This window comes from Ottowia sp. (genome assembly GCF_047601385.1).
Lineage (GTDB): Bacteria > Pseudomonadota > Gammaproteobacteria > Burkholderiales > Burkholderiaceae_C > Ottowia.
Genome location: NZ_JASGJP010000001.1, coordinates 2,528,042 through 2,555,013 on the forward strand (window position 1 = coordinate 2,528,042; position 26,972 = coordinate 2,555,013).

Annotated in this window: 21 protein-coding genes; 10 read left to right on the plus strand and 11 right to left on the minus strand. The window is 70.8% G+C overall.

Features of this window, described 5'->3' with window-relative positions; genetic code table 11:
• Window positions 1-24: 24 nt before the first annotated feature.
• The 5 genes from QM772_RS12345 to pyk all read left to right on the plus strand — a co-directional run bounded on the left by QM772_RS12345 (window position 25) and on the right by pyk (window position 6,087).
• On the plus strand, window positions 25-1,002 hold the full coding sequence (locus QM772_RS12345; protein ID WP_415136869.1) for a hypothetical protein: 978 nt from the start codon (window positions 25-27) through the stop codon (window positions 1,000-1,002).
• A 132-nt stretch (window positions 1,003-1,134) separates the two neighbouring features.
• Complete coding sequence (locus tag QM772_RS12350) at window positions 1,135-1,809, plus strand: hypothetical protein (RefSeq protein ID WP_415136871.1); 675 nt, start codon at window positions 1,135-1,137, stop codon at window positions 1,807-1,809.
• Window positions 1,810-2,028: 219 nt separating this feature from the next.
• Window positions 2,029-2,955, plus strand: coding sequence for a leucine-rich repeat domain-containing protein (locus tag QM772_RS12355; protein ID WP_415136873.1), 927 nt, complete (start codon window positions 2,029-2,031; stop codon window positions 2,953-2,955).
• A 175-nt stretch (window positions 2,956-3,130) separates the two neighbouring features.
• Window positions 3,131-4,468 carry an IPTL-CTERM sorting domain-containing protein gene (locus QM772_RS12360; RefSeq protein ID WP_415136875.1) on the plus strand — a complete coding sequence of 446 codons (1,338 nt, stop codon included), beginning with the start codon at window positions 3,131-3,133 and terminating at the stop codon, window positions 4,466-4,468.
• A gap of 182 nt (window positions 4,469-4,650) precedes the next feature.
• Window positions 4,651-6,087 carry a pyruvate kinase gene (gene pyk / locus QM772_RS12365; protein ID WP_415136877.1) on the plus strand — a complete coding sequence of 479 codons (1,437 nt, stop codon included), beginning with the start codon at window positions 4,651-4,653 and terminating at the stop codon, window positions 6,085-6,087.
• Here the strand turns inward: pyk and QM772_RS12370 are convergent.
• On the minus strand, window positions 6,065-6,631 hold the full coding sequence (locus QM772_RS12370; RefSeq protein ID WP_415136879.1) for a phosphatase PAP2 family protein: 567 nt from the start codon (window positions 6,629-6,631) through the stop codon (window positions 6,065-6,067). The two genes, pyk and QM772_RS12370, sit on opposite strands and share 23 nt — an antisense overlap.
• Before the next feature lie 131 nt (window positions 6,632-6,762).
• Between QM772_RS12370 and QM772_RS12375 the strand changes: the two genes are divergently transcribed.
• The 3 genes from QM772_RS12375 to QM772_RS12385 all read left to right on the plus strand — a co-directional run bounded on the left by QM772_RS12375 (window position 6,763) and on the right by QM772_RS12385 (window position 11,060).
• The gene (locus QM772_RS12375; protein ID WP_415136881.1) at window positions 6,763-7,650 is read left to right on the plus strand and encodes a fructose bisphosphate aldolase; all 888 of its coding nucleotides are present in this window, start codon (window positions 6,763-6,765) and stop codon (window positions 7,648-7,650) included.
• 4 nt (window positions 7,651-7,654) lie between these two features.
• The gene (locus tag QM772_RS12380) at window positions 7,655-8,551 is read left to right on the plus strand and encodes a phosphoribosylaminoimidazolesuccinocarboxamide synthase (RefSeq protein ID WP_415136883.1); all 897 of its coding nucleotides are present in this window, start codon (window positions 7,655-7,657) and stop codon (window positions 8,549-8,551) included.
• Window positions 8,552-8,753: 202 nt separating this feature from the next.
• On the plus strand, window positions 8,754-11,060 hold the full coding sequence (locus tag QM772_RS12385) for a membrane-bound PQQ-dependent dehydrogenase, glucose/quinate/shikimate family (protein WP_415136885.1): 2,307 nt from the start codon (window positions 8,754-8,756) through the stop codon (window positions 11,058-11,060).
• Window positions 11,061-11,138: 78 nt separating this feature from the next.
• On the opposite strand, the gene QM772_RS12390 is transcribed toward QM772_RS12385, so the two are convergent.
• Window positions 11,139-12,713, minus strand: coding sequence for a carboxylesterase/lipase family protein (locus tag QM772_RS12390; RefSeq protein ID WP_415136887.1), 1,575 nt, complete (start codon window positions 12,711-12,713; stop codon window positions 11,139-11,141).
• A 49-nt stretch (window positions 12,714-12,762) separates the two neighbouring features.
• On the opposite strand from QM772_RS12390, the gene QM772_RS12395 reads away from it, so the two are divergent.
• Entirely contained in the window at window positions 12,763-12,993 is a 231-nt protein-coding gene (locus QM772_RS12395) for a hypothetical protein (RefSeq protein WP_415136889.1), read from the plus strand.
• A gap of 105 nt (window positions 12,994-13,098) precedes the next feature.
• Here QM772_RS12395 and QM772_RS12400 read toward each other — a convergent pair whose 3' ends face one another.
• Together QM772_RS12400 and QM772_RS12405 are read right to left on the minus strand one after the other, a co-directional pair.
• Window positions 13,099-14,289, minus strand: coding sequence for a 3-phosphoglycerate dehydrogenase family protein (locus tag QM772_RS12400; protein WP_415136891.1), 1,191 nt, complete (start codon window positions 14,287-14,289; stop codon window positions 13,099-13,101).
• Window positions 14,290-14,364: 75 nt separating this feature from the next.
• Window positions 14,365-15,480 (minus strand): phosphoserine transaminase, encoded by a 1,116-nt coding sequence (locus tag QM772_RS12405; RefSeq protein ID WP_415136893.1) that lies wholly within the window; start codon window positions 15,478-15,480, stop codon window positions 14,365-14,367.
• A 66-nt stretch (window positions 15,481-15,546) separates the two neighbouring features.
• Between QM772_RS12405 and pyrF the strand changes: the two genes are divergently transcribed.
• Window positions 15,547-16,368 (plus strand): orotidine-5'-phosphate decarboxylase, encoded by an 822-nt coding sequence (gene pyrF, locus QM772_RS12410; RefSeq protein ID WP_415136895.1) that lies wholly within the window; start codon window positions 15,547-15,549, stop codon window positions 16,366-16,368.
• Window positions 16,369-16,517: 149 nt separating this feature from the next.
• On the opposite strand, the gene QM772_RS12415 is transcribed toward pyrF, so the two are convergent.
• The 7 genes from QM772_RS12415 to QM772_RS12445 all read right to left on the minus strand — a co-directional run bounded on the left by QM772_RS12415 (window position 16,518) and on the right by QM772_RS12445 (window position 26,862).
• Window positions 16,518-17,237: an ABC transporter ATP-binding protein gene (locus tag QM772_RS12415; RefSeq protein WP_415136897.1), complete on the minus strand. Its 720-nt coding sequence runs from the start codon at window positions 17,235-17,237 to the stop codon at window positions 16,518-16,520.
• Window positions 17,234-18,037 (minus strand): ABC transporter ATP-binding protein, encoded by an 804-nt coding sequence (locus tag QM772_RS12420; RefSeq protein WP_415136899.1) that lies wholly within the window; start codon window positions 18,035-18,037, stop codon window positions 17,234-17,236. Before QM772_RS12420 ends, QM772_RS12415 begins: the two co-directional genes overlap by 4 nt.
• The gene (locus tag QM772_RS12425) at window positions 18,034-18,921 is read right to left on the minus strand and encodes a branched-chain amino acid ABC transporter permease (protein ID WP_415136901.1); all 888 of its coding nucleotides are present in this window, start codon (window positions 18,919-18,921) and stop codon (window positions 18,034-18,036) included. The genes QM772_RS12420 and QM772_RS12425 overlap by 4 nt, the downstream gene beginning before the upstream one ends.
• Window positions 18,914-19,807, minus strand: a complete 894-nt coding sequence (locus QM772_RS12430; RefSeq protein WP_415136903.1) for a branched-chain amino acid ABC transporter permease — start codon at window positions 19,805-19,807, stop codon at window positions 18,914-18,916. The genes QM772_RS12425 and QM772_RS12430 overlap by 8 nt, the downstream gene beginning before the upstream one ends.
• An 88-nt stretch (window positions 19,808-19,895) precedes the next feature.
• Complete coding sequence (locus QM772_RS12435) at window positions 19,896-21,008, minus strand: ABC transporter substrate-binding protein (protein ID WP_415136905.1); 1,113 nt, start codon at window positions 21,006-21,008, stop codon at window positions 19,896-19,898.
• 79 nt (window positions 21,009-21,087) lie between these two features.
• A complete protein-coding gene (gene putA, locus QM772_RS12440; RefSeq protein ID WP_415136907.1) occupies window positions 21,088-24,909 on the minus strand; it encodes a trifunctional transcriptional regulator/proline dehydrogenase/L-glutamate gamma-semialdehyde dehydrogenase in 3,822 nt (1,273 codons plus the stop codon).
• Between the two features lie 408 nt (window positions 24,910-25,317).
• Window positions 25,318-26,862 carry a YifB family Mg chelatase-like AAA ATPase gene (locus QM772_RS12445; protein ID WP_415136909.1) on the minus strand — a complete coding sequence of 515 codons (1,545 nt, stop codon included), beginning with the start codon at window positions 26,860-26,862 and terminating at the stop codon, window positions 25,318-25,320.
• Window positions 26,863-26,972: the final 110 nt, after the last annotated feature.

Consider the following 26,972-nt stretch of genomic DNA (forward strand, 5'->3'; position numbering starts at 1 on the left):
ACACATGCCCCCACGGAGGAAACCATGCCCGCTTCACCTGTTCAGCCATTACCGTCCTTGCCGGACCATCGCCGCTGGCTGCTGGCCGGCCTGATGGCCGCCGTGGCCACGCTGTCCGCCTGCGGCGGCGACGACGACCCCGTCGCCACCGATCCGTCCGCGCCCACGCCTGCGCCGACACCCGCGCCCGTTGATCCACCTGTGCCAGCCCCCGCGCCCACTGACCCGCCCGCGCCTGCGCCGGCCCCCGTCGATCCTCCGGCCCCGGCCCCGGCGCCCACCGACCCGCCCGCGCCCGCGCCTGCGCCGGCCCCCACCGACCCGCCTGCCCCCGCGCCTGCTCCCGCCCACGCGCGCGACTGCCTGAACCGCGACCTGTTCCGCGAAGGCGTGCCCGTGCATGCCGAATACAGCGTCACCGGCGCCAGTTACGACGCGCAGACCGTTGACTTCGAGATGCACGCGCCGGTCGAATTCAACGGCGTCCTGCGGCCCGAGATGCGCACCACGTCCTCCACCCGCACCAGCGGCACCTGGAGCACGCCCGCCACCACCTCGCACTACCTGGAGCTGGGCGCCGATGGCCTCATCACCCGCTACGGCAGCAGCATGCGCAGCGGCAGCGGCCTGGGCGTGCTGATCACCACCTGGACCATGGACCCGCCCATGGTCGATGCCCGCTTCCGCCTGCCCGAGGGCTGGAACTCCAACATACCGGCATCGACGGTGACCATGCGCGTGGGCCTGCTGCCCCCCAGCACCAGCACGCGGCAGACGCAGGTGTACTTCGACGGCATGGAGACGGTGTCCGTGCGCGCGGGCGAGTTCAACGCCTGCAAGTTCCGCGAATACGTCACCGTCAACGACGGCCCGCGCACGCTGATCACGAGCTGGGTTCGCTACGGCGTGGTCATCAAGGAGGTCACCACACCTCCCGAAGGCAGTGAGCTGACCAGCGAGCTGACCAGCGCCAGCGTCAACGGCCGTTTCCTGGTGCCCTGAGGGGGCGGTGGCCACACCACGCGGCGCCCGCAGGCATGGCCTGACGGCGCCGCGCGTCAACCGGGCTGGCGCGCTGCCTCTTCTGGCCCATTGCCGCCAGCCCATCGCCGCCCCTGCCTTTTGGAGACATGCATGAACTGGACACACGGCTTGCGCCGCCTGCTGGCGGCCATCGTGCTTTGTTGCGCGGGCACCGCCTGGGCGCAGATCACCACCACCTACGACTACGCCAGCCAGGTGTACGGCGCCGATGCCGTCGCGCCCTATACCGCCGGCATGCGCACCAGCGGCTGGGTCCGCGTCTCCGTCACCGGTCCGCTGCCCGCCAGCGCCGGGCCGATCTTTTTGCGCGATTACGTGACCGACTGGCACATCAGCGACGGCGTGCGCACGTTCACGCCCGCCAACTCGGCCGTGATGGGGCACAGCCACGCCTACACCGATTCCGGCGGCAGCCTGCACATCCACGTGCTGTCGCTGATCCAGCCGGGTGGGCCAGAGACCATCGCCCACATGGTCGGCGACCGCGTGGACAGCGTGTACCTCTGGAACAGCGGGCAAGTCACGGTGCGCGTCAACGATCGGTGCGAGGGCGTGGACCCGGCGACCAACCTGTGCAACTCGCTCGCCGCGGACGCCGCGTCAACCGTCTTTGCCTCGCACGGCGACCCCATCGACCCATGGACGCCGCGCGCCGCGCCCACAGTGGCGATCACCGCCGTGCCCACCCTGGCCGAATGGGCGGTGATGGCGCTGGGCCTGCTGCTGTGCGCGCTGGGCGTGCGGCGCCTGCACGCGCCGGGCTGACCTTGCCGCGTGCCGCGCCGCGTTGGCTCGGCAGGCGCGCAGGGGGTCTTTCGGGCGGCCAGCGCTGTGGACATGCAATCCATTCCAAGCGAGCCGCGCTGGCCGCCCGTTTTCCTGTGCCAGCGCGCAGCGGCGGCACCTCACTTTCGGGAGTGGCGGCGCCGTGGCCAGCCCCGCAGCATGGCCGTGGCCCATCGCTTTGCCTTACGGAGAAAAGATATGCCGCGTTCAACCCTCTGGCGCCGCTTGCTCGCGTCCATCGCCCTGGCCGCCAGCGTGCTGCCGGCCGCCGCCGCCATTCCCGCCAGCGAGCGCCAGGTGCTGCTCGACCTGTACGCCGCGACCGCCGGCGCGGGCTGGACCAACAACACCAACTGGAACGGTGCCGCCGGCACCGAATGCACGTGGTTCGGCGTCAACTGCGACGCGGGCGAGGACCACGTGACGGGTGTCGTTCTGCCCGCCAACAACCTCGTCGGAGCGCTGCCGGGCAACATCAACCAATTGACGGCGCTGGTGGCGTTCAGCGTCTGGAACAACCAGCTGAGCGGCAGCATTCCCTCGCTGGCCGGGCTGGTGAACCTGCGGGCGTTCGCCGTGAACGACAACCAGCTGAGCGGCGCCATTCCCCCGCTGTCCGGCTTGACCGTGCTGACCTGGTTCTACGTCTACAACAACCAGCTGAGCGGCCCGATTCCGCCGCTGTCCGGACTGACGACGCTGGAGTACTTCTCCGCCGATGGCAATCGGCTGAGTGGCGCCATCCCCGCGCTGACCGGCTTGACGGCGTTGCGGTATTTCATGGTTCACGACAACCGGCTGAGCGGCTCCATGCCCTCGCTGGACGGGTTGACGACGCTGGAGCGCGTGTTCGTCCACGGCAACCAGCTCACCGGCGCACCGCCCGCCGCGCCCGCCACGCTGACGGCCGGCTATTCGCGCCTGTGCCCCAACCACTTGATCGCTCCCTCGCCCACCGATGCCGCCTGGGATGCCGCCACGGGCGAAACCCCGTGGTCGCAGAACTGCACGGCCGCTGCGGTGGGTTCGGTCGCCGCCGTGCCCACGACGGGCGAATGGGCGCTGCTGCTGCTGGGCATGCTGGCCGCAGCGGTGGGCGCGCGCCGGCTGCGCCGGCAGGTTTGAGCGTTGGCCGCTGGTTTTTGGGGCTGGCTGGCGTCCGCATGCCCCGCGCCCGGCGTGGCCTCGGCCGCGTCAACGGCGCGGCGTGCACCGGCCACTCACTTTCGCGAGTGGCGCCGCCTTGTTCAGCCCCGCAGCATGGCGTGCATCCAACGTCTTGATCCCCCGGAGTAAAACCATGTCGATTCCCAGCTTCTTGCGCCGCGTTCTCGTGCCCATGGCCCTGGCCGCCAGCGCGCTGCCCGCGGCCGCCGCCATTCCCGCCAGCGAGCGCCAGGTGCTGCTCGACCTGTACGCCAGCACCGCCGGCGACGGCTGGACCAACAACACCAACTGGAACGGCGCCGCCGGCACCGAATGCACGTGGTACGGCATCACCTGCGACGCGGGCGACAACAACGTGACGGGGGTCAGCCTGCAAGGCAACAAGCTCACCGGCTCGCTGCCGGGCAACATCAACCAACTGACGGCGTTGACGTGGCTCGAGGTCGCGGAAAACGAACTGAGCGGCAGCATTCCCCCTTTGTCCGGGTTGACGTCGTTGACGTCGTTCTCCGCCTACACCAACCAACTCACCGGCCCGATTCCCTCGCTGGCCGGCCTGACCAGCCTGGCGGATTTCCTCGTGGACGGCAACGACCTGAGCGGCCCCATCCCGCCATTGGCCGGCTTGAGCGAGTTGCGCAGCTTCAGTGCCTACGGCAATCAACTCAGCGGCACGATCCCGCCACTGGCCGGCTTGACGGCCTTGCGGTTTTTCCTCGTCAGCGACAACCATCTGAGCGGCGCCATTCCGCCGCTGGCCGGCTTGACATCGTTGAGTTACTTCGACGCGCGCAGCAATGCCCTGACTGGCGCCCTCCCCGCGCTGTCCGGCTTGACGGCGTTGGAATACTTCATCGTCTACGACAACCAACTGAGCGGCGCGATTCCGCCGCTGGCCGGCTTGGCCGCGCTGCGATACCTCGACGCACACAGCAATGACCTGAGCGGCACCATCCCCTCGCTGGCCGGGTTGACGGCGTTGCAGTACTTCATCGTCTTCGACAACCAACTGACCGGCTCCATGCCGCCGCTGGCCGGCCTGGCGGCCCTGATCTATTTCGACGCGAGTGCCAATCGATTGAGCGGCGCCATCCCCTCGCTGTCGGAGCTGACGGCCTTGCGGTATCTCGTCGTCAACGACAACCAACTGAGCGGCCCGATTCCGGCCCTGTCCGGCTTGCCGGCGATCCGGGAGCTCCTCGTGCATAACAACCGGCTCACCGGCGCACCGCCCGCCGCGCCCGCCACGCTGACGGCCGGCGCCTCGCGCCTGTGCCCCAACAACCTCAGCACGCCTTCGCCCACCGATGCCGCCTGGGATGCCGCCACGGGCGAAACCCCGTGGTCGCAGAACTGCACGGCGGCGGCGGGCTCGGTCGCCGCCGTGCCCACGCTGGGCGAATGGAGCCTGCTGCTCACCGGCCTGCTGGCCGCTGGACTGGGCGCGGGAAGGCTGCGCCGGCGGGTTTGAACCATGCGTGGGCAGTGGCCAGGTTTGCTCTGTTAAATATAGCTTTTGGCGCTTGCTGCATCTGCGCTGGAGCCCGATTTGGCTTGTAATCGGCGCGGCGGTCGCCGCGCCGCCACGGCCCCATGCCAGAATGCCCGGCCGGGCGCGCCGTGCGTCCCGCCACCGCACAGGACGCCCACGCCATGACCTACCGCGCCACCAAGATCGTCGCCACGCTCGGCCCCGCGTCGAGCGATCCCGCCCTGCTGGAGGCGATGATCCGCGCCGGCGTCAACGTGGTGCGGCTGAACTTCAGCCACGGCACGGCCGACGACCACACGCAGCGCGCCGGTCTGGTGCGCGAGGCGGCCGAGCGCGCGGGCCGCGAGGTGGCCATCATGGCCGACCTGCAAGGCCCCAAGATCCGCGTCGGCAAGTTCGCCGATGGCAAGGTGATGCTGCTGCCCGGCGCGCCCTTCGTGCTGGACGCCGCGCGCAAGGAGCCGGGCGACGTGAACGGCGTGGGCCTGGACTACAAGGAGCTGCCGCGCGACGTGCGCCCCGGCGACGTGCTGCTGCTGAACGACGGCCTGATCGTGCTCACCGTGGAGGCCGTGCGCGGCGACGCCGTGCACACCACCGTCCGGGTGGGCGGCGAGCTGTCCAACAACAAGGGCATCAACAAGCAGGGCGGCGGCCTGACCGCGCCCGCGCTTACCGCCAAGGACATGGAGGACATCAAGACCGCCATGCGCCTGCGCGCCGACTACGTGGCGGTGAGCTTCCCCAAGAACGCCACCGACATGGAGATGGCGCGCCAGCTCTGCGCCGTGGCCGGCGCCGAGTGGGGGCACCGGCCCGGCATGATCGCCAAGATCGAGCGCGCCGAGGCCATCCCCAGGCTGGCCGAGATCCTGGCCGCCAGCGACGGCATCATGGTGGCGCGCGGCGACCTGGCGGTGGAGGTGGGCAACGCCGCCGTGCCGGCGCTGCAAAAGAAGATGATCCGCATGGCGCGCGAGGCCGACAAGGTGGTCATCACCGCCACGCAGATGATGGAGAGCATGATCGCCAACCCCGTGCCCACGCGCGCCGAGGTGAGCGACGTGGCCAACGCCGTGCTCGACGGCACGGACGCCGTGATGCTCAGCGCCGAGACCGCCGCTGGCCGCTACCCGCTGGAGACGGTGCGCGAGATGGCCGCCATCTGCGAGGCCGCCGAGGAGCACGACCCGGCGCTGGAGCTGGACGCCGATTTCAAGGGCGCCACCTTCCACCGCATCGACCAGTCGATCGCCATGGGCGCGCTGTTCACTGCCTTCCACCTGGGCGCCAAGGCCATCGTGGCGCTGACCGACTCCGGTTCCACCGCGCTGTGGATGAGCCGCCACCGCGTGCGCATTCCCATCTACGCGCTGACGCCCAAGGTCGGCACCCAGCGCAAGATGGCGCTGTACCGCAACGTGCGTCCCATGCTGATGGACACCGCCACCGAGCGTGACGCTGCCCTGGAGCAGGCCGAGGGCCACCTCAAGCGCCAGGCCGTGGTGTCCACCGGCGACGTGTACGCCATTACCGCCGGCGAGCCGATGGGCGCGCCGGGAGGCACCAACATGCTCAAGATCTGCCGGGTGGACTGAGCGCTCTCGACCACCCTGCCGCACCGCCCTGCACCGCCAGCGCGCAGAGTGCGCCCAATACCCAGCCGGCCAGCACGTCGAGCGGAAAGTGCACGCCCAGCGCGACGCGGCTCCAGCCCACCAGCAGCGCCATGCACGCAAGCGCCGCGCGCACGGCCGGGCGCGCTGGCGCCAGCGCGGCCGACGCCGCCCAGGCGGCCGCCACGCAGGCGTGCGCGCTGGGGAAGCCGGCCGAGGCGCCGTGTTCCAGCCACTGCGTGCCCAGGTCGAGCGCGAACGGGCGCGGCCGCGCGAAGCCCTGCTTCAGCAGGTACGCCGCCACGGCCGCCAGCGCCATCGCCAGCAGCACGCGCCAGGCCTGGGTGCGCCACGCGGGCTGGCCGGCCAGCGCCAGCGCCACGGTGCCTGCGATCAGCCACTCCGGCAGGTCCAGGCTGGCCAGGCGCGCCAGGTCCACCAGCCAGCCGGGTGCGGCCGCCCCCAGGTTGAGCCAGAGAAAAAGCGCCCAATCGGCCGAGAGCGGGGCGGCAAGCAGGTTGTGCATGGCGCGCCAGCGTAGGCGGAGCCTCTGAACAGCGGCTTAACGCGCGCCCCACGTCCTAAAATCAGCGGTTGTTCCTCGTGCGGCACTCACCTGCCGCACCTCGCAGCCTCTTCAGCCATAAGGAAACTCCCGTGAATCAAGAGCAACTCGCCAAAGTGGCCCAGGGCCAGGGCTTCATCGCCGCGCTGGACCAGAGCGGCGGCAGCACGCCCAAGGCGCTGCGCCTGTACGGCATCGAAGAATCCAGCTACAGCGGCGACGCGCAGATGTTCGACCTGGTGCACGCCATGCGCAGCCGCATCGTCACCAGCCCGGCCTTCGACGGCCGCCGCGTGCTGGGCGCCATCCTGTTCGAGATGACGATGGACCGCGACTTCGGCGGCCTGCCCGCCGCCGAATACCTGTGGCAGAAGAAGCAGGTCGTGCCTTTCCTGAAGGTGGACAAGGGCCTGGCCGATGAGGCTAACGGCGTGCAGGTGATGAAGCCCATGCCCGCGCTGGATGCGCTGCTGAAGCGCGCCGCCGCCAAGGGCATCTTCGGCACCAAGATGCGCTCGGTCGTCAACGCCGCCAACGCCGCCGGCATCGACGCCGTGGTGGCGCAGCAGTTCGAGGTCGGCCGGCAGATCCTGGCCGCGGGCCTGATGCCCATCATCGAGCCCGAGGTCAACATCAAGGCCGCCGACAAGAAGGAAGCCGAGGCGCTGCTCAAGGCCGCGCTGCTGAAGGCGCTGGACGCGCTGGCGGGCGAGCAGAAGGTCATGCTCAAGCTCACCATTCCCAGCGTGGACGGCTTCTACACCGAGCTGGTGAAGCACCCGCGCGTGCTGCGCGTGGTGGCGCTGTCGGGCGGCTACGCGCGCGACGAGTCGAACGCGCTGCTGGCCAGGAACCCCGGCGTCATCGCCAGCTTCAGCCGCGCGCTGACCGAGGGGCTGACGGCGCAGCAGAGCGACGCCGAGTTCAACGCCGCGCTCGACAAGGCGATCGAGTCGATCTACCAGGCTTCGATCACCTGACGCCGTGAGCGACGCCCTCCACACCTCCGCCCTGCACAGCCTGCCGCTGCTCGCGCGCGGCAAGGTGCGCGACAACTATGCGGTGGGCGACGACCGCATCCTGATGGTCGCCAGCGACCGCATCAGCGCCTTCGACGTGATCATGGGCGAGCCCATCCCCGGCAAGGGCGCGCTGCTGACGCAGATGGCGCTGTGGTGGTTCGAGCGTCTGGGCGACATCGTGCCCAACCACCTGACCGGGGAGGTGCCCGAGAGCGTGGTGGCGCCGGGCGAAGCGGCGCAGGTGCGCGGCCGCTCGATGCTGGTCAAGCGCCTCACGCCCATCCCGGTGGAGGCCGTGGTGCGCGGGTACCTCGCCGGCAGCGGCTGGAAGGAGTACCAGGCCGGCCAGGCCGTCTGCGGCGTGCCGCTGCCGCCGGGCCTTGCGAACGCCGGCAAGCTGCCCCAACCCATCTACACGCCGGCGGCCAAGGCGGCGGTGGGCGAGCACGACGAGAACATCAGCTACGAGCGCACGGTCGAGATGATCGGCCCCGAACTGGCGGCGAAGATCCGCGACGTGAGCATCCAGCTCTACGAGCGCGCCGCCGCCATCGCCCTGCCCAAGGGCATCATCATCGCCGACACCAAGTTCGAGTTCGGCCTGGACGCCGCCGGCACCCTGGTGCTGATGGACGAGGTGCTGACGCCCGACTCCTCGCGCTACTGGCCGGCCGAGAGCTACCGCGAAGGCGACAACCCGCCCAGCTTCGACAAGCAGTTCCTGCGCGACTGGCTGGAGTCGGTGCGCATCGACGGCCGGCCCTGGGGCAAGACGCCGCCGGCGCCCAGGCTGCCGGACGAGGTGACCGCGCAGACCGCCGCCAAGTACCGCGAGGCGATGCAGCGCCTGCTCGGCTGACGCTTTTCTTTTGATAGCTGCCAGCGCTTGTCCAGCAAGCGCTGGAGGCTGATTTCATTGGGAATCCGAAGGCGGGCGTAGGGGCTTCTGGCGAGCGCCCGCCGTCACGGCAGAATCGCAGGGGCGCTTCGGCTTGACTTGCATCAAGACGCCGCCGGTGCCTCGCTTCATTCACTGCTGGATTTCATCAAAAGGACAACGCATGCTCGCCAGGAAGCTCTTTTCCGTGGTGCTGATCGTCATCGCACTTTTCCTCATCGCGATGGGCGCCCGGCTCCTGTTCATGGGCGGCTCGCCCTACTACGTGCTGATCGGCGTGGTCTATGCCGTGTCGGCCATCCTCATGTGGAAGAGCAGCACCAAGGCCGTCCTGCTGCTCGGCCTCGCGCTGCTGGCCACCGTCGCGTGGTCGCTCTACGAGGTCGGCACCGCGTATTGGGGGCTGTTCCCCCGCCTGCTGGTGCCGCTGGGGCTGTTCTTCGTCGGGGCGCTGGTGTTCGCGTCGCTGAAGTCCATGCGGCTGTGGAGCCTGGTCGGCCTGGTCGCCTTCGCCGGCTTCTTCGCGCGCGCCTTCATGGCGGTGCCCGAGGTGGCGGCCCAGAAGAGCGGCGACTACAAGATCGCCCAGCCCGCCAACACGCCGAGCGACTGGACGGCCTACGGCCGCGACACCTTCGGCGTGCGCTACGCGCCCTTCACGCAGATCAACCGCGACAACGTGAAGAACCTGCAACCGGCCTGGACCTACCGCACCGGCCGCGACACGAAGATCCCCAACTCCGCCGACCAGAACACCCCGCTGCAAATCGGCAACACGCTGTACGCCTGCACGCCGCAGAACGCCGTGCACGCCATCAACGCCACCACCGGCGAGCGCGAGTGGCTGTTCGAGGCCAAGGCCTCCACCTACGCCTGGGCGCGCTGCCGCGGCCTGGGCTACCACAAGGACGCGGCCGCGCCGGCCGGCCAGGCCTGCGCCGCCCGCATCATCGGCAACACCGTGGACGGCCGGCTGTTCGCGCTGGACGCCAAGACCGGCGCCCTGTGCCCCGGCTTCGGCAACGGCGGCGTGGTGAACCTGCGCGAGCGCATGGGCGAGATCGGCCCCGGCTACTACTACCAGACCTCGGCGCCGCTGATCGCGGGCGAGCGCATCGTGGTGGGCGGCTGGATCTCCGACAACCAGAAGATCGGCGAGCCCGCCGGCGCGGTGCGCGCCTTCGACGTGCGCAGCGGCGCGCTGCTCTGGGCCTGGGACCCCGGCAACCCCGAGGTCGCCAAGGACCCGGTGAACGGCAACAGCTACACCCTGGGCACGCCCAACATGTGGACCCACGCCGCCTACGACCCGGCGCTGGAGCTGATCTACGCGCCCATGGGCAACGCCGGCACCGACTACTACAACGCCGACCGCCCGAAGGAATCGCTGAAGTACAACGCCGCGCTGGTGGCGCTGGACGCCCGCACCGGCAGGCCGAAATGGTCGTTCCAGACCACCCACCACGATCTGTGGGACTACGACATCCCCTCGCAGCCCGCGCTGCTCGACATGAAGAACGACCAGGGCCAGACGGTGCCGGCGGTGCTGGCCTTCACCAAGCGCGGCCAGATCTTCGCGCTCGACCGCCGCAGCGGCGAGCCCATCGTCAAGGTGGAGGAGCGCCCCGTGACCACCAGCGGTGCCATCCCCGAGAACACCGTCGCCCCGACCCAGCCGTACTCCGGCATGCCGCTCATCGGCAAGCCGCGCCTCTCCGAGGCCTCGGCCTGGGGCATGACCATGTTCGACCAGCTCATCTGCCGCATCGACTTCAAGAAGCTGCGCTACGACGGCGACTTCACCCAGCCCGGGCTGGACTGGAGCCTGTCCATGCCCGGCGCGCTGGGCGGCATGAACTGGGGCAGCGCTTCCTACGACCCCGAGAACCGCCGCCTGTTCGTGAACGACATCCGCCTGCCCAACACCCGCCGGCTCATCAAGCGCGCCGAGTACGAGGCCATCGCCAAGGTGCGCAAGCCCACCCCCGACGGCCACGGCCTGGCGCCGATGGAAGGCACGCCCTACGGCGTGCTGACCGGCATCTGGAACTCCGCGCTGGGCGTGCCCTGCCTGGAGCCGCCGCTGGGCACGGTGACGGCCATCGACCTCGACAGCCGCCAGATCGCCTGGCAGGTGCCCGCCGGCACCGCCGAGGAGCTGGGCCCGCTGGGCATCAAGCTGCGCCTGCCCCTGACCCTGGGCATGCCCACCTACGCCGGCACCTCGACCACCGCCGGCGGCCTGGTGTTCTTCGCCGGCACGCAGGACTACTACCTGCGCGCCTACGACGCCGCGACCGGCCAGGAGCTGTGGAAATACGCGCTGCCCGTCGGCTCCAGCGCCACGCCGATGACCTACATCTCGCCCGTCGATCAGCGGCAGTACGTGGTGGTGTCGGTCGGCGGCGCGGCGCGCTCGCCGGTGGTGGGCGACTACCTGATGGCGTTTGCGCTGCCGAGCAAGCCGTAGGCTTGGAGCTACTTTTTAATAGCTGCCAGCGCCCGTCAGACGGGCGCTGGAGGCTGATTTGACGTAGAACTCGCGCCGTCAGACGCCCGGCGTCCACACGGCGCACTGATGCTCGGCGCCGAAGGTGGTGCTGGGCGCGATGGCGCTCGGCGCCAGAGTCAGGTAGGTGTCGTTGGCTTGCGTGTATGCCGGCCAGTTCGGGTTGCCCGCCACGTTGGGGTTGCCGGTCTTGGCGAACTGCGCCCAGTACGCCACCATCCTGGCCGACAGATCGGTCTGCGCCGCGGTGAACGGCGCGCCGTGGTAGATCGTTTGCTGCTTCGGCCAGACGTACTGGATTTCCGACGCGTGGTAGGCGCCGAAGCCGTTCACGCGCGCGGGCACGTCGAACACCATCGGCGCGTCGGCGTCGGCGAACTCGTAGGCGTACACCGGCTGGCCCTGGGCGGCGATGAGCTGCGCGGCCTTGCGGCCATTGCAGGCGAACCCGGCGTCGGTCAGCAGGCTGTCGTAGGCCCAGGCCGGCGTGATGGTCACCGGGTAGAGCGCCAGCAGCGCGTCCGCGAGGGCGCCGAACTGGGCGCGCACGGTCGATTCGTATTCGCTGGCGTTGATTTCCCGGCCCAGCACGGTGTCGGTCACGAAGGCCGACAGCATGCTGTATTCGTGCTGGTTGCTGCCTTCGATGACGGGCACCTTGTTGAAGCTGCCGCTGGCGAACGCCTGCGCATAGCTGGCCGGCAGCACCTTGCCGTCCTCCGTGGGCAGTTGGGAGCCGCCGTGGACCTTGGCCGCATGGGCCATCACGGTGTCCAGGGGCAGCGCGCGCAGGCAGGTGGCGCTCTGGTCCGTGCAGCCGGCGTCGGCGGCAAAGCCCTCGCCGATGGCCTCGGCCTGGGCCAGTGTCGGCAGGGTGAGGGTGTAGGCCCCGCTCTGGACGATGGCCTTGTGGAACAGCCCTGCCGCCAGCGGCGAGACGAGCTGCGAATGGGTGGACAGGCCGCCCGCCGATTCGCCGAACACGGTGACGTTGGCCGGGTCGCCGCCGAAGGCCGCGATGTTGGCCTTGACCCACCTGAGCGCGGCCTGCTGGTCCATCAGCCCGTAGTTGCCCGAGGCGCCGCCCTGCTCGGCGGACAGCGCCGCGTGCGCGAGGAAGCCCAGCGGCCCCAGCCGGTAGTTGATGGTGACCACGGCCACGCCCTGGCTCACCAGCGCGGTGGGGTCGTATTCGTTGCTTTCGCCGTAGATGAGCGCGCCGCCGTGGATCCAGAACATCACCGGGAACGGTCCCTTGCCGGTCTTGGGCGTATAGACGTTCAGGTACAGGCAGTCCTCGGACGTGCTGGCCGTGCCGAAAGGCGTGGCCGGCTGCGGGCAGTGGGGGGCGAACTGCGTCGCGGCCCGTTCTCCGGCCCAGGCGGCGGCCGGCTGCGGCGGCTGCCAGCGCAACGCGCCGGTCGGCGCCGCCGCGTAGGGAATGCCCAGGAACTGCCGGTAGCCGGCGGTCTCGCTGCCCACCACGACGCCCTGGTCGGTGGTGATGGAATTGGGGTCGTCGCCCGAGCCGCCGCAAGCGGTTAGCACGGCAGCGGCCAGGCCGCAGAGGAGCAGGCGGGGCGACGGGATGCCGCGTGAAGCGAATGGGTGCAAGGTGGTCTCCTGGTTGTGATGGGGGGCAAAACGGCAGGGGCGGGTGGTCGTGCGCACGACCTCGAACCACCCGCACCTGGATCATGGTATGGCCTCGATGGCGGCCCGCATGTCGCGTTGGTGCGCGGCGCTGATCGTGGCGGTGCCGGGCGCCGGCGCGGCGCGTCAGCTGGTGGTCGGCGACTGCTTGATGGCCTTCGCGCTGCCGTATCGCCGCGTAGGCGTGCCAGCCCTTTGCTTTTGTTTTGATAGCTGCCAGCGCTTGACAGGCGGGCGCTGAGGGCCGATTCCAACCACAATCGAAGGAAGAGCCCGCTGGCAGGGGTTCTTGACCTTGCGGGAGCGATCGGCGGGTGAATTCTGTGCGTCCGTGGCTCGACGGACCTTATGGGGACGCTTTTCCTTGGATCACCCGCACCCGGATCACGTGCGGCACCGCCGCGATGGCCGCCAGCGCCGCATCGCCCGGCCGGCTGGCCACGTCGATGATGTTGTAGGCCAGCGCGCCCTGGCTGCGGTTGCTCATGTCGATCACGTTGACCTGGGCTTCGGCCAGCACCGACAGCACGTGGCCCAGCACGCCGGCCACGTTGTCGTTGGCGAAGGTGATGCGCGTGGCGCCGGGCGTGCGGTCCATGCGCACGGCGGGGTAGTTCACGCTGTTGGTGATGTGGCCGTGCTCCAGGAAGTCGATCAGCTGCCCGGCCGCCATCACCGCGCAGTTCTCCTCCGACTCCTCGGTGCTGGCGCCGATGTGCGGCATGGCGATGACCCTGGGCTGGTCGGCGAAGCCCGGCTCGGGGAAGTCGCACACGTAGCGCCCCAGCCGCCCGGCGGCCAGCGATTGCAGCACGGCAGCCGGATCGACGACGCTCTCGCGCGCGAAGTTCAGCAGCACCATGCCGGGCTTGGCCTGCGCCAGCGCCTCGGCGCCCACCATGCCGCGCGTGGCGTCGATGGCCGGCACGTGCAGGCTCACGTAGTCGGCGCGCGCCAGCAGGGCGGGCAGGCTGTCGATACGCTGCACGGCGTTGGACAGGCGCCAGGCGGCATCGATCGACAGGGCCGGGTCGTGCCCCAGCACCTTCATGCCCAGCGCCAGCGCGGCGTCGGCCAGCATCGAGCCGATGGCGCCCAGGCCGACGATGCCCAGCGTCTTGCCGCGCAGCTCGCTGCCGGCGAAGCGGCTCTTCTCCTGCTCCAGCAGCGCGTGCATGGCGGCGGCGTCCTGCATGCTGCCCAGCGACTGCGCGTAGGCGATGCCGGGCAGGATGCCGCGCGCGGCCAGCAGCATGCCGGCCAGCACCAGCTCCTTCACCGCGTTGGCGTTGGCGCCGGGCGTGTTGAAGACGACGATGCCGCGCCGGCCGTAGTCCTCCACCGGGATGTTGTTGACGCCGGCGCCGGCGCGCGCCACCGCCAGCAGCGACGCGGGCACCGGCGCGCCGTGCAGCTTGTGGCTGCGCAGCAGCACCGCCTGCGGCTCGGCCGCGTCGGCGCCGACGGCGTAGCGCGCCGGGTCGAAAAGCGCCAGGCCCTTGGGCGAGATGGCGTTGTAGGTCTTGATGGGGAACACCGCTTGTCTCCTGTTTTTATAGCTGCCCACGCTTGATGGGCGGGCGCTGGAGGCCGATTTGACCTGAAAACCCGCTTACTTCACCTGCTCGTAGCCCCAGGCCAGCCAGGGCATCAGCGCCTCCAGGTCGCTCTGCTCCACCGTGGCGCCGCACCAGATGCGGATGCCGGGCGGCGCGTCCTTGTACGAGCCGATGTCGTAGGCCACGCCCTCGGCCTCCAGCAGCTTGACCAGCGCCTTGACCTTGTCTTCGGCCAGGTCGAGCGTCAGGCACACGCTGGTGTTGGAGCGCGTGGCGGGCGTCCTGGCGAGGAAGCCGATCCACGGGTGGGCGGCCACAAAGTCCTCCACCACCTTCAGGTTGGCCTGGCTGCGCGCGATGGTGCCGGGCACGCCGCCCACGCTTTCGCACCACTTCAGCGCGTCCAGGTAGTCGGCCACGCACAGCATGCTGGGCGTGTTGATGGTCTCGCCCTTGAACAGCCCTTCGCTCAGCTTGCCGCCCGAGGTCAGGCGGAAGATCTTGGGCAGCGGCCAGGGCGGGCTGTAGCTCTGAAGCCGCTCCACCGCGCGCGGCCCCAGGATCAGCATGCCGTGGCCGCCTTCGCCGCCCAGCACCTTCTGCCACGAGTAGGTCACCACGTCCAGCTTGTGCCAGGGCAGCGCCATGGCGAACACGGCGCTGGTGGCGTCGCAGATCGTCAGGCCGGCGCGGTCGTCGGGAATCCAGTCGCCGTCGGGCACGCGCACGCCGCTGGTGGTGCCGTTCCAGGTGAAGACCACGTCATGCGCGAAGTCCACCTGCGCCAGGTCAACGATGTCGCCGTAGCCGGCCTCCAGCTTGCGCGCGTCCTTCAGCTTGAGCTGCTTCACCACGTCGGTGACCCAGCCGCTGCCGAACGATTCCCAGGCCAGCATGTCCACCGGGCGCGCGCCCAGCAGCGACCACATCGCCATCTCCACCGCGCCGGTGTCCGAGGCCGGCACCACCGCCACGCGCCAGCCCGCCGGCAGGCCGAGGATGCGCGCCGTCTCGGTGCAGCAGGCGCCCAGCAGCTTCTTGCCCAGGCTGCTGCGGTGCGAGCGGCCCAGCGCCGACAGGTCCAGCTTGGCGACGTCGTAGCCGGGGCGCTTGGCGCAGGGGCCGGAGGAGAAATTGGGAACCTGGGGCTTGCGGTCGGGTTTCGTCATGCGGTGCTCGCGTTGAATGGGAAAGGGCGGCGGCCATTCTAGGGGCGCCGCCTAGAATTCCCCGCCATGACCTTCCTCGACCAGCTGCGCGAGGCCGCGCGCGCCAACGACTCCATGCTCTGCGTCGGCCTCGACCCGGAGCCTGCGCGCTTTCCGGCCGGCATCGCGCGCGACGCCGAGGGGCTGTACGCCTTCTGCGCCCGCATCGTCGAGGCCACGGCCGACCTGGCGATCGCCTTCAAGCCGCAGATCGCCTACTTCGCCGCGCACCGCGCCGAGCCGCAGTTGGAGCGCCTGATGGCGCACATGCGCGCCGTGGCGCCGCGCGTGCCCGTCATCCTGGACGCCAAGCGCGGCGACATCGGCAGCACCGCCGAGCAATACGCGCGCGAGGCGTTCGAGCGCTACGGCGCCGACGCGGTGACGCTCTCGCCTTTCATGGGCTTCGACTCGGTGGCGCCCTACCTCCAGTACGAGGGCAAGGGCGCCTTCCTGCTGTGCCGCACCTCCAACCCCGGCGGCGACGATTTGCAGAACCAGCGCCTGGCCAGCGTGGAAGGCGCGCCGCGCCTGTACGAGCACGTCGCGCGGCTGGCGCAGGGGCCGTGGAACCTGAACGGCCAGCTCGGCCTGGTGGTGGGCGCGACCTACCCGCAGGAGATCGAGCGCGTGCGCGCGCTGGCGCCGACGCTGCCGCTCTTGATCCCCGGCGTGGGCGCGCAGGGCGGCGACGCCGCGGCCACGGTGCGCGCGGGGCTGCGCGCGGACGGCCCCATCATCGTCAACAGCTCGCGCGCCATCCTGTACGCCAGCGGCGGGGCGGACTTCGCCGAGGCCGCGCGCGCCGCCGCGCTGGCCACGCGCGCCACGCTGAACGCGGCACGTTGACTATCTAAACGATAGCTGCCAGCGCTTGCTGGCTGGGCGCTGGAGGCCGATTTGGCTTGCAAATGACGAATGGCCGCCCGGCCGGCGCCGGGCATGACGGATGTGGCCCGCGCCGATGGCGCCAGCGCCGGGACGGTTCTCGGCCGGCGTCAGTGCGCTCTTCCGCCCAGGTACAGCTCGCGCATCTGCGGGTCGCGCAGCAATTCGGCCGCATTGCCCTGCAGGGCCACCTTGCCCATCGAGAGCACGTAGGCGCGGTCGGAAATGCGCAGCGCCTCCATCGCGTTCTGCTCGACCATCAGCACGGTGATGCCCTCCTGCTCGCGCACGCGCACGATGGCCTCGAACACCTCGTGCAGCATCTTGGGCGAGAGGCCCGCCGAAGGCTCGTCCAGCAGCAGCACGCGCGGCCGGGGCATCAGCGCCCGCGCCAGCGCGAGGATCTGGCGCTCGCCGCCCGAAAGCGAGGCGGCCGGCGCGCCGAGCTTGCGCCCGAGCAGGGGGTACAGCGCGCACAGTTCCGCGATGCGGGCCTTCACGGTCGCGCCGTCCAGGTAGTGCCCGCCGACCTGGAGGTTCTCGCGCACCGAGAGCACGCTGAACACGTTCTCGGTCTGCGGAACGAAGCCGACGCCCAGGTGCCGCACCTTGTAGGGCGCCGGGCGCTGCGAGACGTCGGCGCCGCCGATCGCCACGCGCCCCTCGCGCGGCAGCAGGAAGCCGGCGATGGTCTTGAGCAGCGTCGACTTGCCGCAGCCGTTGGGCCCCAGCAGCGTCACGATCTCGCAGCTGCCGGCGTGCAGCGAAATGCCTTTGAGAATGTCGACCTCGGCGCTGTAGCCGGCGACCACGTCCTGCACCTCGATCATGCGGCGGACTCCTCGGCCGGCGCGTGCGCGGCGGCGCCCAGGTAGGCTTCCAGCACGCGCGCGTTGGAGGCCAGCTCGTCGGGCCGGCAGCTGGCCACGATGTGGCCGCGGTCGAGCACCACGCAGCGGGTGCACAGGGACTGGATGAAATGCATGTCGTGCTCCACCACCACCAGCGTCATGCCGGCGGCATTGAGTTTCAGCAGGGCCTGGACGATGTCGTTGCGCAGGTTGGGGTGCACGCCGGCGGTGGGCTCGTCGAGCATCAGCATGCCGGGGTCGCCCATCAGCGCGCACACGATGCCCAGCAGCTTCTTCTGCCCGCCCGAGAGGGCGGAGGCCGGCAGGTCGCGCACGGGTTCGAGCAGCAGCTCGGACAGCAGCCGCGCCGCCTTGTCGCGCGCGGCCTGCTCGGCCCGGCGCTCGGCGCGCGGCCGCAGCAGCGTGTCCCACACGCCGTGGCGCGCGGTCGACGCCGCCATGGCGACCTCCATGACCGACATCTTCGTCGGCATGGAGGGCAGCTGGAAGGTACGCGCGATCCCCTGGGCGACGATGCGGTGGGCGGGCAGGCGTTCGATGCGGCGGCCGTCGAACCGCACTTCGCCCTGGTCGGCGGCCTCGAAGCCGGTGACCACGTTCAGCAGCGTGCTCTTGCCGGAGCCGTTGGGGCCCAGCAGGCCGACGATCTCGCCGCGCCCGACGGCCAGGTCCACGCCCTCCAGCACCACATTGCCGCCGAACGCCTTGCGCAGGCCGGCCACCTGAAGAATGGGGGGCTTCTCGAAACCCGTGCTCATGCAATCCTCCGGATCTTCTCGGGCAGCAGGCCCTGGCTGCGCCACAGCAGGCAGGCCAGCAGGATCAGGCCGATCAGGCCGATGCGCATGGCCCCCGCCGTGTCGGACGAGAAATGGAAGGCGTCCTTGGCGAAGGGCACCAGCGCATGCGCCGCCTGCACCACCAGCACCCCCAGCAGCACGCCCGCGGTGTTGCCGAGCCCGCCGATCATCAGCATCGTCCAGAGCAGGAAGGTTTCCGCTGCCAGCATGTAGTCGGGCCCGGCGAAGCTCATGTAGTGGGCATACAGCGAGCCGGCGATGGCCGTCAGCGCGGCCCCGCTCATCACGGCGCGCGACCGCAGCGACACCAGGTCGTAGCCCATGCAGGCGGCCAGCTTCGGCTCCTCGCGCATCAGCCGCAGCGCGCGGCCGAAGCGGCCGTTGCCCAGTCGGCGGCCGGCCCATGCGGCCCCCGCCAGCAGCACAGCCACGGCCGCCAGGAAGGCCACCGAGTTCCACGGGCGCGGCAACCCCTCGAACAGCGAGGGAATGGCCGCGATGCCGTTGGCGCCGCCGGTGAGCCAGCCCTCGTTGGTGGCGACGGTGCGCAGGATCTCGGCGATCGCCAGCGTGGCGATGCCCCAGTAGTCCGCGCCGAGCTGGCGCCCGAGCCGGGCGATGCACCAGCCCAGCGCCATGGCCAGCAGCACGCCGATGCCCGCGCCCAGCCAGGGCGAGCCGCCAGCCTGCACGGTGATGCCGGTGGCGTAGGCGCCGAGTCCGGCGAAGGCGATGTGGCCGAAGTTGAGCAGGCCCGCATAGCCGGCCTGGAGGTTGAGGCCCAGCGCCATCAGGCCGTAGATGCCGGCGACGGTGAGGGTGGAGATGATGAACTCAGACACGGCGCACCTCGCGATCGAACAGGCCGTAGGGTTTGAACAGCAGCGCCAGCAGCAGGATGAGGAAGGACGCCGCGCCGATGTAGGCGACCGGCATGAAGGCCAGGTCGCGGCCCAGCAGCCATCCGAAGTTGACGTTGGTGACGAGGGTCTCGGTGAGCGCGATCAGCACCGCGCCGGCCACGGCGCCGAGCGGGTTGCCCAGGCCGCCGAGAATGGCGGCGGCGAACACCGGCAGCAGCAGGTCGTTGCCCAACTGCACGTGCGCGCCGGTCGACAGCGCCAGCAGCCCGCCGCCGAGCCCGGCCATGGCGCCGCTGGCGAAGCTCACCGCCAGCGTCAGGCGCGCCGCCCGCAGGCCCGAGGCGGCCGCCAGCGCCGGATTGGAGGCCAGCGCGCGCAAGGCACGGCCCGTGCGCGTGCCGAACAGCAGCAGCGCGAACAGCGCCAGCAGCACGGCCGTGGTCGAGACCGACCACAGCTGCGTCTGCGACAGCCGCGCGCCGCCGATGACCAGCGGCTGCGCCAGCGGGAGGTTGAACATGCGCGGGAAGGAGCCCGCGAAGCCCTGCACGCCGGCAATCACCAGCATGGCGACGGCCAGCGAGCCGATCATGGCGATGGCGGGGCCGGCCCGCAGCAGCCGCTGGAACACCAGTTGATGCAGCGCCAGCGTGAGCAGGCCGGCGGCCGCGCTGCCCAGCGCGATGGAGGGAATGAGCGGCAGGCCGGCGGCATGGCTCGCGAAGGTCAGGTAGGCGCCCACCATCGCGGTCTGGACGTGCGCGATGTTGGGGAACTTGACCAGGCCGTAGACCAGGCTCAGCCCCAGCGCGATCAGCGCCAGGTCCGAGGCCCGGAGAAGCGTGTCGATGAGAAGTTGAAGCATGTCTCAGCCGTGACGGGGCGGATGGAAATGAATGACTGGCATGGCGCGAGGCGCCGCCCCCTCGCGGGCGGCGGCGCGGCGATCATGCTCAGCGCGGAACGACCTTGCCGTCGAACTTCAGCTTGGCGTAGGGCGGATCGATGCGCTGGCGGTCGGCGTCGAAGACGATCGGGCCGGTCACGCCCACGAAGCCGCCCTTGCCGATCTCCTTGAGCGCGGCCTGCACGGCGGCGGGCTCGGCGGACTTGGCCTTGTTGATGGCGGCGGCCGTCAGCATCACGGCATCGTAGGCATAGCCGGTGTACGAGGTCTTCATGCCTTCCTTGTATTTGGCGGCGAAGGCCTCCGCGTAGGCCTTGCCGGCGTCGCCGTAGACATTGCCCACCTCCATGCCCAGCTGGCCCTTGGCGATGTCGGCCGGCGTGTCGGACAGGCTCATGCTCAGCAGGATCGCGTACCACGGCTTCTGGCGCAGGCCCAGCTCGAAGGCTTCACGGTTGATGACGGCGGACTCCTGGCCGTAGGCGGTGTAGATGTACGCGTCGGGGTTGCTGCGCGACATCTGCTGGAGTTCGCGGCGGTAGGTCGATTGCCCCTGCGTGTAGAGCAGTTCGGTCAGGATCTTGCCGCCGAGCTTCTCGAATTCCTCCCTGAAGCCGTGGGCCACGCCCTGGCCGTAGGCGTTGTTCGGCGCCAGCATGGCGACGTTGCGGTAGCCCAGCGCCCAGGCGTCGGCGGCGGAGAACTTGTTGCCCAGGTTCTCCAGGCCGATGAGGTTGAACGAGGTCGCGCCCAGGTCGCGGATCTTGACGCTGGTGCTGGCGATGTTGATGTGCGTGACGCCCTCCTTGACCAGGTACTGCGCCATCGGCAGCGTGATGCCGGAGGAGTATTCGCCGATCACCACCGGCACCTTGTCCACCGTGGCCAGCTTGCGCGCGGCGTTCAGGGCCGTGGTCGCGTTGCCGCCGGAGTCCTCGATGACCACGTCGAACTTCTTGCCCAGCACACCGCCCTGGGCGTTGACTTTCTCTGCGGCCAGCGCCACGGCACGGCGCACGTCCTCGCCGACGGTGGCGTTGGATCCGGTCAGCGACAGCACGGCGCCCATACGCACGGCATCCTGGGCCTGGGCTTGAGTGCTCAGGCCGGCCAAGGCCAGCGCGGCGCATGCGAGGGTGTGGCGGCGATTGATGTTCATGACGAAACTCCTATTTCTTGGGGGTTGGAAATCGATGCGGTCGTGAGACCGCAGGGTGGGGGGAACGGAAAACGGGGGCTCATCCGATGGTCATCAGCGAGGCATTGCCGCCGGCGGCGGCCGTGTTGGTGCTGACGCAGCGCTCGGTCACGAGGCGCGCGCGTTCGTAGCGGGCGCGTCCGCCGGCGAGGTCGCCGGCGGCGAGGCCCTGCACCGGCAGAATCGGCCCGCCGCGCGCGGCCATGCGCTGGTTGAGCGCGCGCAGCGCATCGGGGTCGCCCTCGAACAGCACGGCGTCGAAGTCCGCGCCGTCCAGCGCGGCCTCGGCCACGAAGCCGCAGGCGGCGCGGTCGGCCTCGGGCAGCGCGGCGACGAACGCGCGGGCGGCCGGCGTGTCCTGCCACAGCGCCCGGTTGCCCAGCGGGCGCAGCGCCGCCCACTGGGCCTGGGCGCCCTCGGGCGTGGCCGCCACGCACAGCACGGTGCCGCGCGGCGCCAGGCTGTAGACGTTGCGCTCGCCCGTGGGGCCGGGCAGCACCTGCGCCTCGTCCGTGCGCAGCGCCGGCTCGGCCCCGCCCGCCAGCAGGCGGTGCAGATACAGCGGGCCGCCGGCCTTGGGCCCGGTGCCCGACAGCCCCTCGCCCCCGAAGGGCTGCACGCCGACCACGGCGCCGACCACGTTGCGGTTGATGTAGACGTTGCCCGCGCGCACCCGCGCCAGGACCTGCGCGATGGTTTCGTCGATCCGGGTGTGCAGGCCGAAGGTCAGCCCGTAGCCGGTGGCGTTGATGCCGTCGAGCAGGGCCGGCAGTTGCTCGCGGCGGTAGCGCACCACATGCAGCACGGGGCCGAAGACTTCATGCGCGAGCTGCGCCGGATCGGCGATCTCGATCAGCGTGGGCGCGACGAAGCTGCCCGCCGCGCTGGCCTGCGGCAGCGGCAGGCGCTCCACGGCGCAGCCGCTGGCCCGCATGGCGGCGACGTGCCGCTCCAGCCCCTCGCGGGCCGCCTCGTCGATCACGGGCCCCACGTCGGTGGCGAGGCGGTCGGGGTTGCCCACCGCCAGCTCGCGCAGGGCGCCGCGCAGCATGTGCAGCAGGCGGTCGGCGATCTCTTCCTGCACGCACAGCAGGCGCAGCGCGGAGCAGCGCTGGCCGGCCGAATCGAAGGCCGACTGCAGCACGTCGAGCACGACCTGCTCGGCCAATGCGGAGGAGTCGACCACCATCGCGTTCTGGCCTCCGGTCTCGGCGATCAGCGGGATGGTGTGCCCGGCCTCGTCCAGCCGGTCGGCCAGCGTGCGCGCGATGTGGCGCGCCACATCGGTCGATCCCGTGAACATGACGCCGCGCACGCGCTCGTCCGCCACCAGCCGCGCGCCGACGCTCTCGCCCTGGCCGGGCAGCAACTGCACGGCGCCGGGCGGAATGCCGGCCTCGTGCAGCAGCGCGACCATGCGCGCGGCCACCAGCGGCGTCTGCTCGGCCGGCTTGGCCAGCACCACGTTGCCGGCCGCCAGCGCGGCGGCCACCTGGCCGGTGAAGATGGCCAGCGGGAAATTCCACGGGCTGATGCAGGCCACCGGCCCCAGCGGGCGGGCGCTGCCGGCCGTCAACTCGGCGCGGGCCTGGGCGGCGTAGTAGCGCAGGAAGTCGATCGCCTCGCGCAGCTCCGCGATGGCGTTGGGCAGGGTCTTGCCGGCCTCCCGCACGATCAGGCCCAGCAGCGGCTGCATCTGCGCCTCCAGCGCCTGCGCGGCGCGCTCCAGGCACTGGGCGCGCTGCTCCACCGGGGTGGATTGCCAGATCGGCCACTCGGCCGCGGCGGCGGCGAGCGCGCGGTCGACCTCCGCCTCGGTGGCCTCGATGACCTGGCCCACCACGTCGCGCCGGTCGGCCGGGTTGCGCACCGGCTGGGCGCGTGCCTCGTCCCATTCGGCGCCCGCCGGCGCGGCGCGCCATGCCTGCGCCACGCCGGCGAGCAGCGCGGACGCGAGCGAGGCCAGGCGCTGCTCGTTGCTCAGGTCCAGCCCCGGCGAATTGGCACGGCCGCGCCCCTGATCGTCGCGGTACAGATCGGCCGGCAGCGCGATGCGATCGTGCGGCGCGCCGACGGGCACGATGCGCTCGGCCACCGCCACGGGGTCGGCGATCAGCGCATCGACCGGCACCTTCGGGTCGGCGATCTGGTTGACGAACGAGGTGTTGGCGCCGTTTTCCAGCAGGCGGCGCACCAGGTAGGCCAGCAGCGTCTCGTGCGTGCCCACCGGCGCGTAGATGCGGCAGGGCCGGGCCAGCTTGCCCTCGGCGACGGGGCCGACCACCTCCTCGTACAGCGGCTCGCCCATGCCGTGCAGGCACTGGAACTCGTAGCGGCCGGGGTGATAGTTGGGGCCGGCCATCTGGTGGATGGCGGCCAGGGTGTAGGCGTTGTGGGTGGCGAACTGGGGGTAGACCTGCTGCGGCGCATCCAGCAGGCGCCGCGCGCAGGCCAGGTAGGAGACGTCGGTGTGCACCTTGCGCGTGAAGACCGGGTAGTCCTCCAGGCCGTCGATCTGCGCGCGCTTGATCTCGCTGTCCCAATAGGCGCCCTTGACCAGGCGCACCATCAGCCGGCGCTGGCAGCGCCGCGCGAGCTCGACCAGATAGTCGATGACGAAGGGGCAGCGCTTCTGGTAGGCCTGCACCACGAAGCCGATGCCGTCCCAACCCTGGAGATCGGCGTCGAAGCAGAGGGCTTCCAGCAGATCCAGCGAGATTTCGAGCCGGTCGGCCTCCTCGGCGTCGATGTTCATGCCGATGTCGTACCGCCGCGCCAGCAGGGCCAGCTCGCGCACGCGCGGCAGCAGCTCGGCCATCACGCGCTCGTGCTGGGCGCGGCTGTAGCGCGGATGCAGGGCCGACAGCTTGATCGAAATGCCCGGCCCCTCGTAGATGCCCCGGCCCGCGCTGGCGCGGCCGATGGCATGAATGGCCTGCTCGTACAGCGAGAAGTAGCGCTGCGCATCCTCCGCCGTCGTGGCCGCCTCGCCCAGCATGTCGTAGGAGTAGCGAAAGCCCTTGGCCTCGAACTTGCGGCTGTTGGCCAGCGCATCGCCGATGGTCTCGCCGGTGACGAACTGTTCGCCCATCACCCGCATGGCCATGTCCACGCCCTTGCGCACCAGGGGCTCGCCCCCCTTGCCGATCAGCCGCGTGAGGGCGGAACCCAGGGACTTCTCGCTGCTGGTGGCCACCAGCTTGCCGGTCAGCAGCAGCCCCCACGCCGCGGCGTTGACGAACATCGAGGGCGAATGGCCCACATGGGCCTGCCAGTCGCCCTGGCTGATCTTGTCGCGGATGAGCGCATCGCGCGTGGCGCGGTCCGGGATGCGCAGCAGCGCCTCGGCCAGGCACATCAGGGCCACGCCTTCCTGGCTGGAGAGGGAAAACTCCTGCAGCAATCCCTCGACCCCGCCGCTGGCGCGCTTGGAACGCAAGGCGAGAACCAGCTTGCGGGCCAGTTCACTGGCCTTGTGCGCCTCGGCCTGCGGCAGCCGCGCCTCGCCGATCAGCATCGGCAGGCATTCCGGTTCGGGCCGGCGGTACGCGGCGGTGATGGCGGCCCGGCGCACGGACTGGGGCGCCACCGACTGCGCGAATTCCAGAAAAGGTTGTACTTGCGGTGCAGCCTCGAAGATCTGGGTTGCACATTCCATGTGCGCGGGACCGTCCAGAGCGGTGCCCAATTCACCGGCGCCGAGCACGCGGCCGGCCACCAGCCCGCCCTCCACCTTCTCAATGGCGCTCAAGACCGCCTGCTTGATGAACCAGTGGGGCGTGCGGCCCAGCGCTTCCGCGGCGCCGCGCAGGCGTGCGCGGAACGCTTCGTCTACTTTGATTCCGAGGGTGGTCGAACCCATTGTCTTGGTGCCTGTGACGCGCAAATGACGGAATGTACTTTCTGGTGTCGCCGCGGATCATCGGGTGCAACCCGAGGTATGAGTTGATTGCAACCCACAAGCAGTTTGCATGCCAACCCGGGTGGGGCAGGCGCGCGGCCGGCGTTCTCGCCACGCGGCGCGGCAGGGGCCCTGTCGCGGCAAACTTCTCGCGGCCGAGGCCGCTCAGGGCGTGGATCGGTGCGCCGTCATCGGCCGCCAAAACCGCGCGGGCCTTTCTGCGGCTGACCGGGCAGCGCTGAACGCAGGGCCATAGCTATGTTAATAATAGCTGCCGGCGCTTGGTGGACAGGCTCTGGAGGCCAATTTGGCTTGAAAATGCCGAAGAACCGGAAAAATCGCTGGCCATTGACGCGACGCGCGGCGACGTCATCCCTCGTTCGTCATCTGGAGCGCGCGCCGGTACTGCACCGCCTCGCCCACGTGCGCCACGCCGACGGCGGCGCTGCCCGCCAGGTCGGCGATGGTGCGCGCCACCTTCAGCGCGCGGTGCGTGGCGCGGGCGCTCCAGCCCAGGCGGCTGGCGGCGGTGTGCAAAAAGCGCGCGGCCGCGTCGTCGAGTTGCGCGTGCCGGTCGATGGCCTGGCCGTGCAGCGCCTGGTTGGGGTGGCCCTGGCGCGCCAGCGCGCGCTCGCGCGCGGCGATGCAGCGCGCGCGCACGGCGGCGGTGGGCTCGCCGGGCGGGGCGGCCAGCAGGTCTTCGGGCGGCAGCGCGGCCACTTCCACGTGCAGGTCGATGCGGTCCAGCAGCGGGCCCGACAGCTTGCCCTGGTAGCGCGCCACCTGGTCGGGCGTGCAGCGGCAGGCGCGGCCGCGCGCGCCCAGGTAGCCGCAGGGGCAGGGGTTCATCGCCGCGACGAGCTGGAAGCGCGCCGGGAACTCGGCGCGCTGCGCCGCGCGGCTGATGCTGATGCGGCCGCTCTCCAGCGGCTCGCGCAGGGCCTCCAGCGCGGCGCGGGGGAATTCGGGCAATTCGTCGAGGAACAGCACGCCTTCGTGCGCCAGTGAGATCTCGCCCGGCCGCGGCGGCGAGCCGCCGCCCACCAGCGCCACCGCGCTGGCCGAATGGTGCGGCGCGCGCGTCGGCCGCTGGCCCCAGGCACCGAGCGCGAAGGCGCCGCCCAGGCTGGCGATGGCGGCGCTCTCCAGTGCCTCGGCCACGCCCATGGGCGGCAGCAGGCCGGCGAAGCGCTGCGCCAGCATCGACTTGCCGGTGCCGGGCGGGCCCACCATCAGCAGCGAATGGCCGCCGGCGGCGGCGATCTCCAGCGCGCGCCGGGGCGCGGCCTGGCCCTTCACGTCGGCCAGGTCGGGGTAGGCCGACGCGGCGGCGCTCTCGGCGGGCAGCACGCGCGACCAGCCGGGCGTGTCGGGCGCGGGCGGGTCGTCCGTGCGGCCGGGCAGGAACTGCGCCGCCACGTCCAGCAGGTGCCGCGCGCGGTACACGGCCATGCCGGGCACCAGCGCGGCTTCTTCCGCGCTGCCGGGCGGCAGGGCCAGCCGCGCCTGCACGCCGGCGCGGTGCAGCGCCACGCTCATGGCCAGCGCGCCGCGCACCGGGCGCAACTCGCCCGACAGCGACAGCTCGCCGGCGAATTCCCAGCCCGCCAGCCGGGCGCCGTCGATCTGCCCGCTGGCGGCCAGGATGCCCAGGGCGATGGGCAGGTCGAACCGGCCCGAATCCTTGGGCAGGTCGGCCGGCGCGAGGTTGACGGTGATGCGCTGGTTGTGCGGGAACTGAAGCCCGCTGTTCAGCAGCGCCGAGCGCACGCGCTCGCGCGCTTCCTTCACTTCCACGTCGGCCAGGCCGACCAGGGTGAAGCTGGGCAGGCCATTGGCCAGGTGCACCTCCACCGTGACGGCGGGCGCGGCCAGGCCCATCAGCGCGCGGCTCTGGATCAGGCTCAAGGCCATGGTGCGATATCCCTGAATTGGTGCGTTCGAAAGCGTGCGGGCCATCAGCCTGCGGTCTGGCACCTCATTGGTGCGAATGCGCGGCACACCATTTGCGGGCTGCGCCGCCG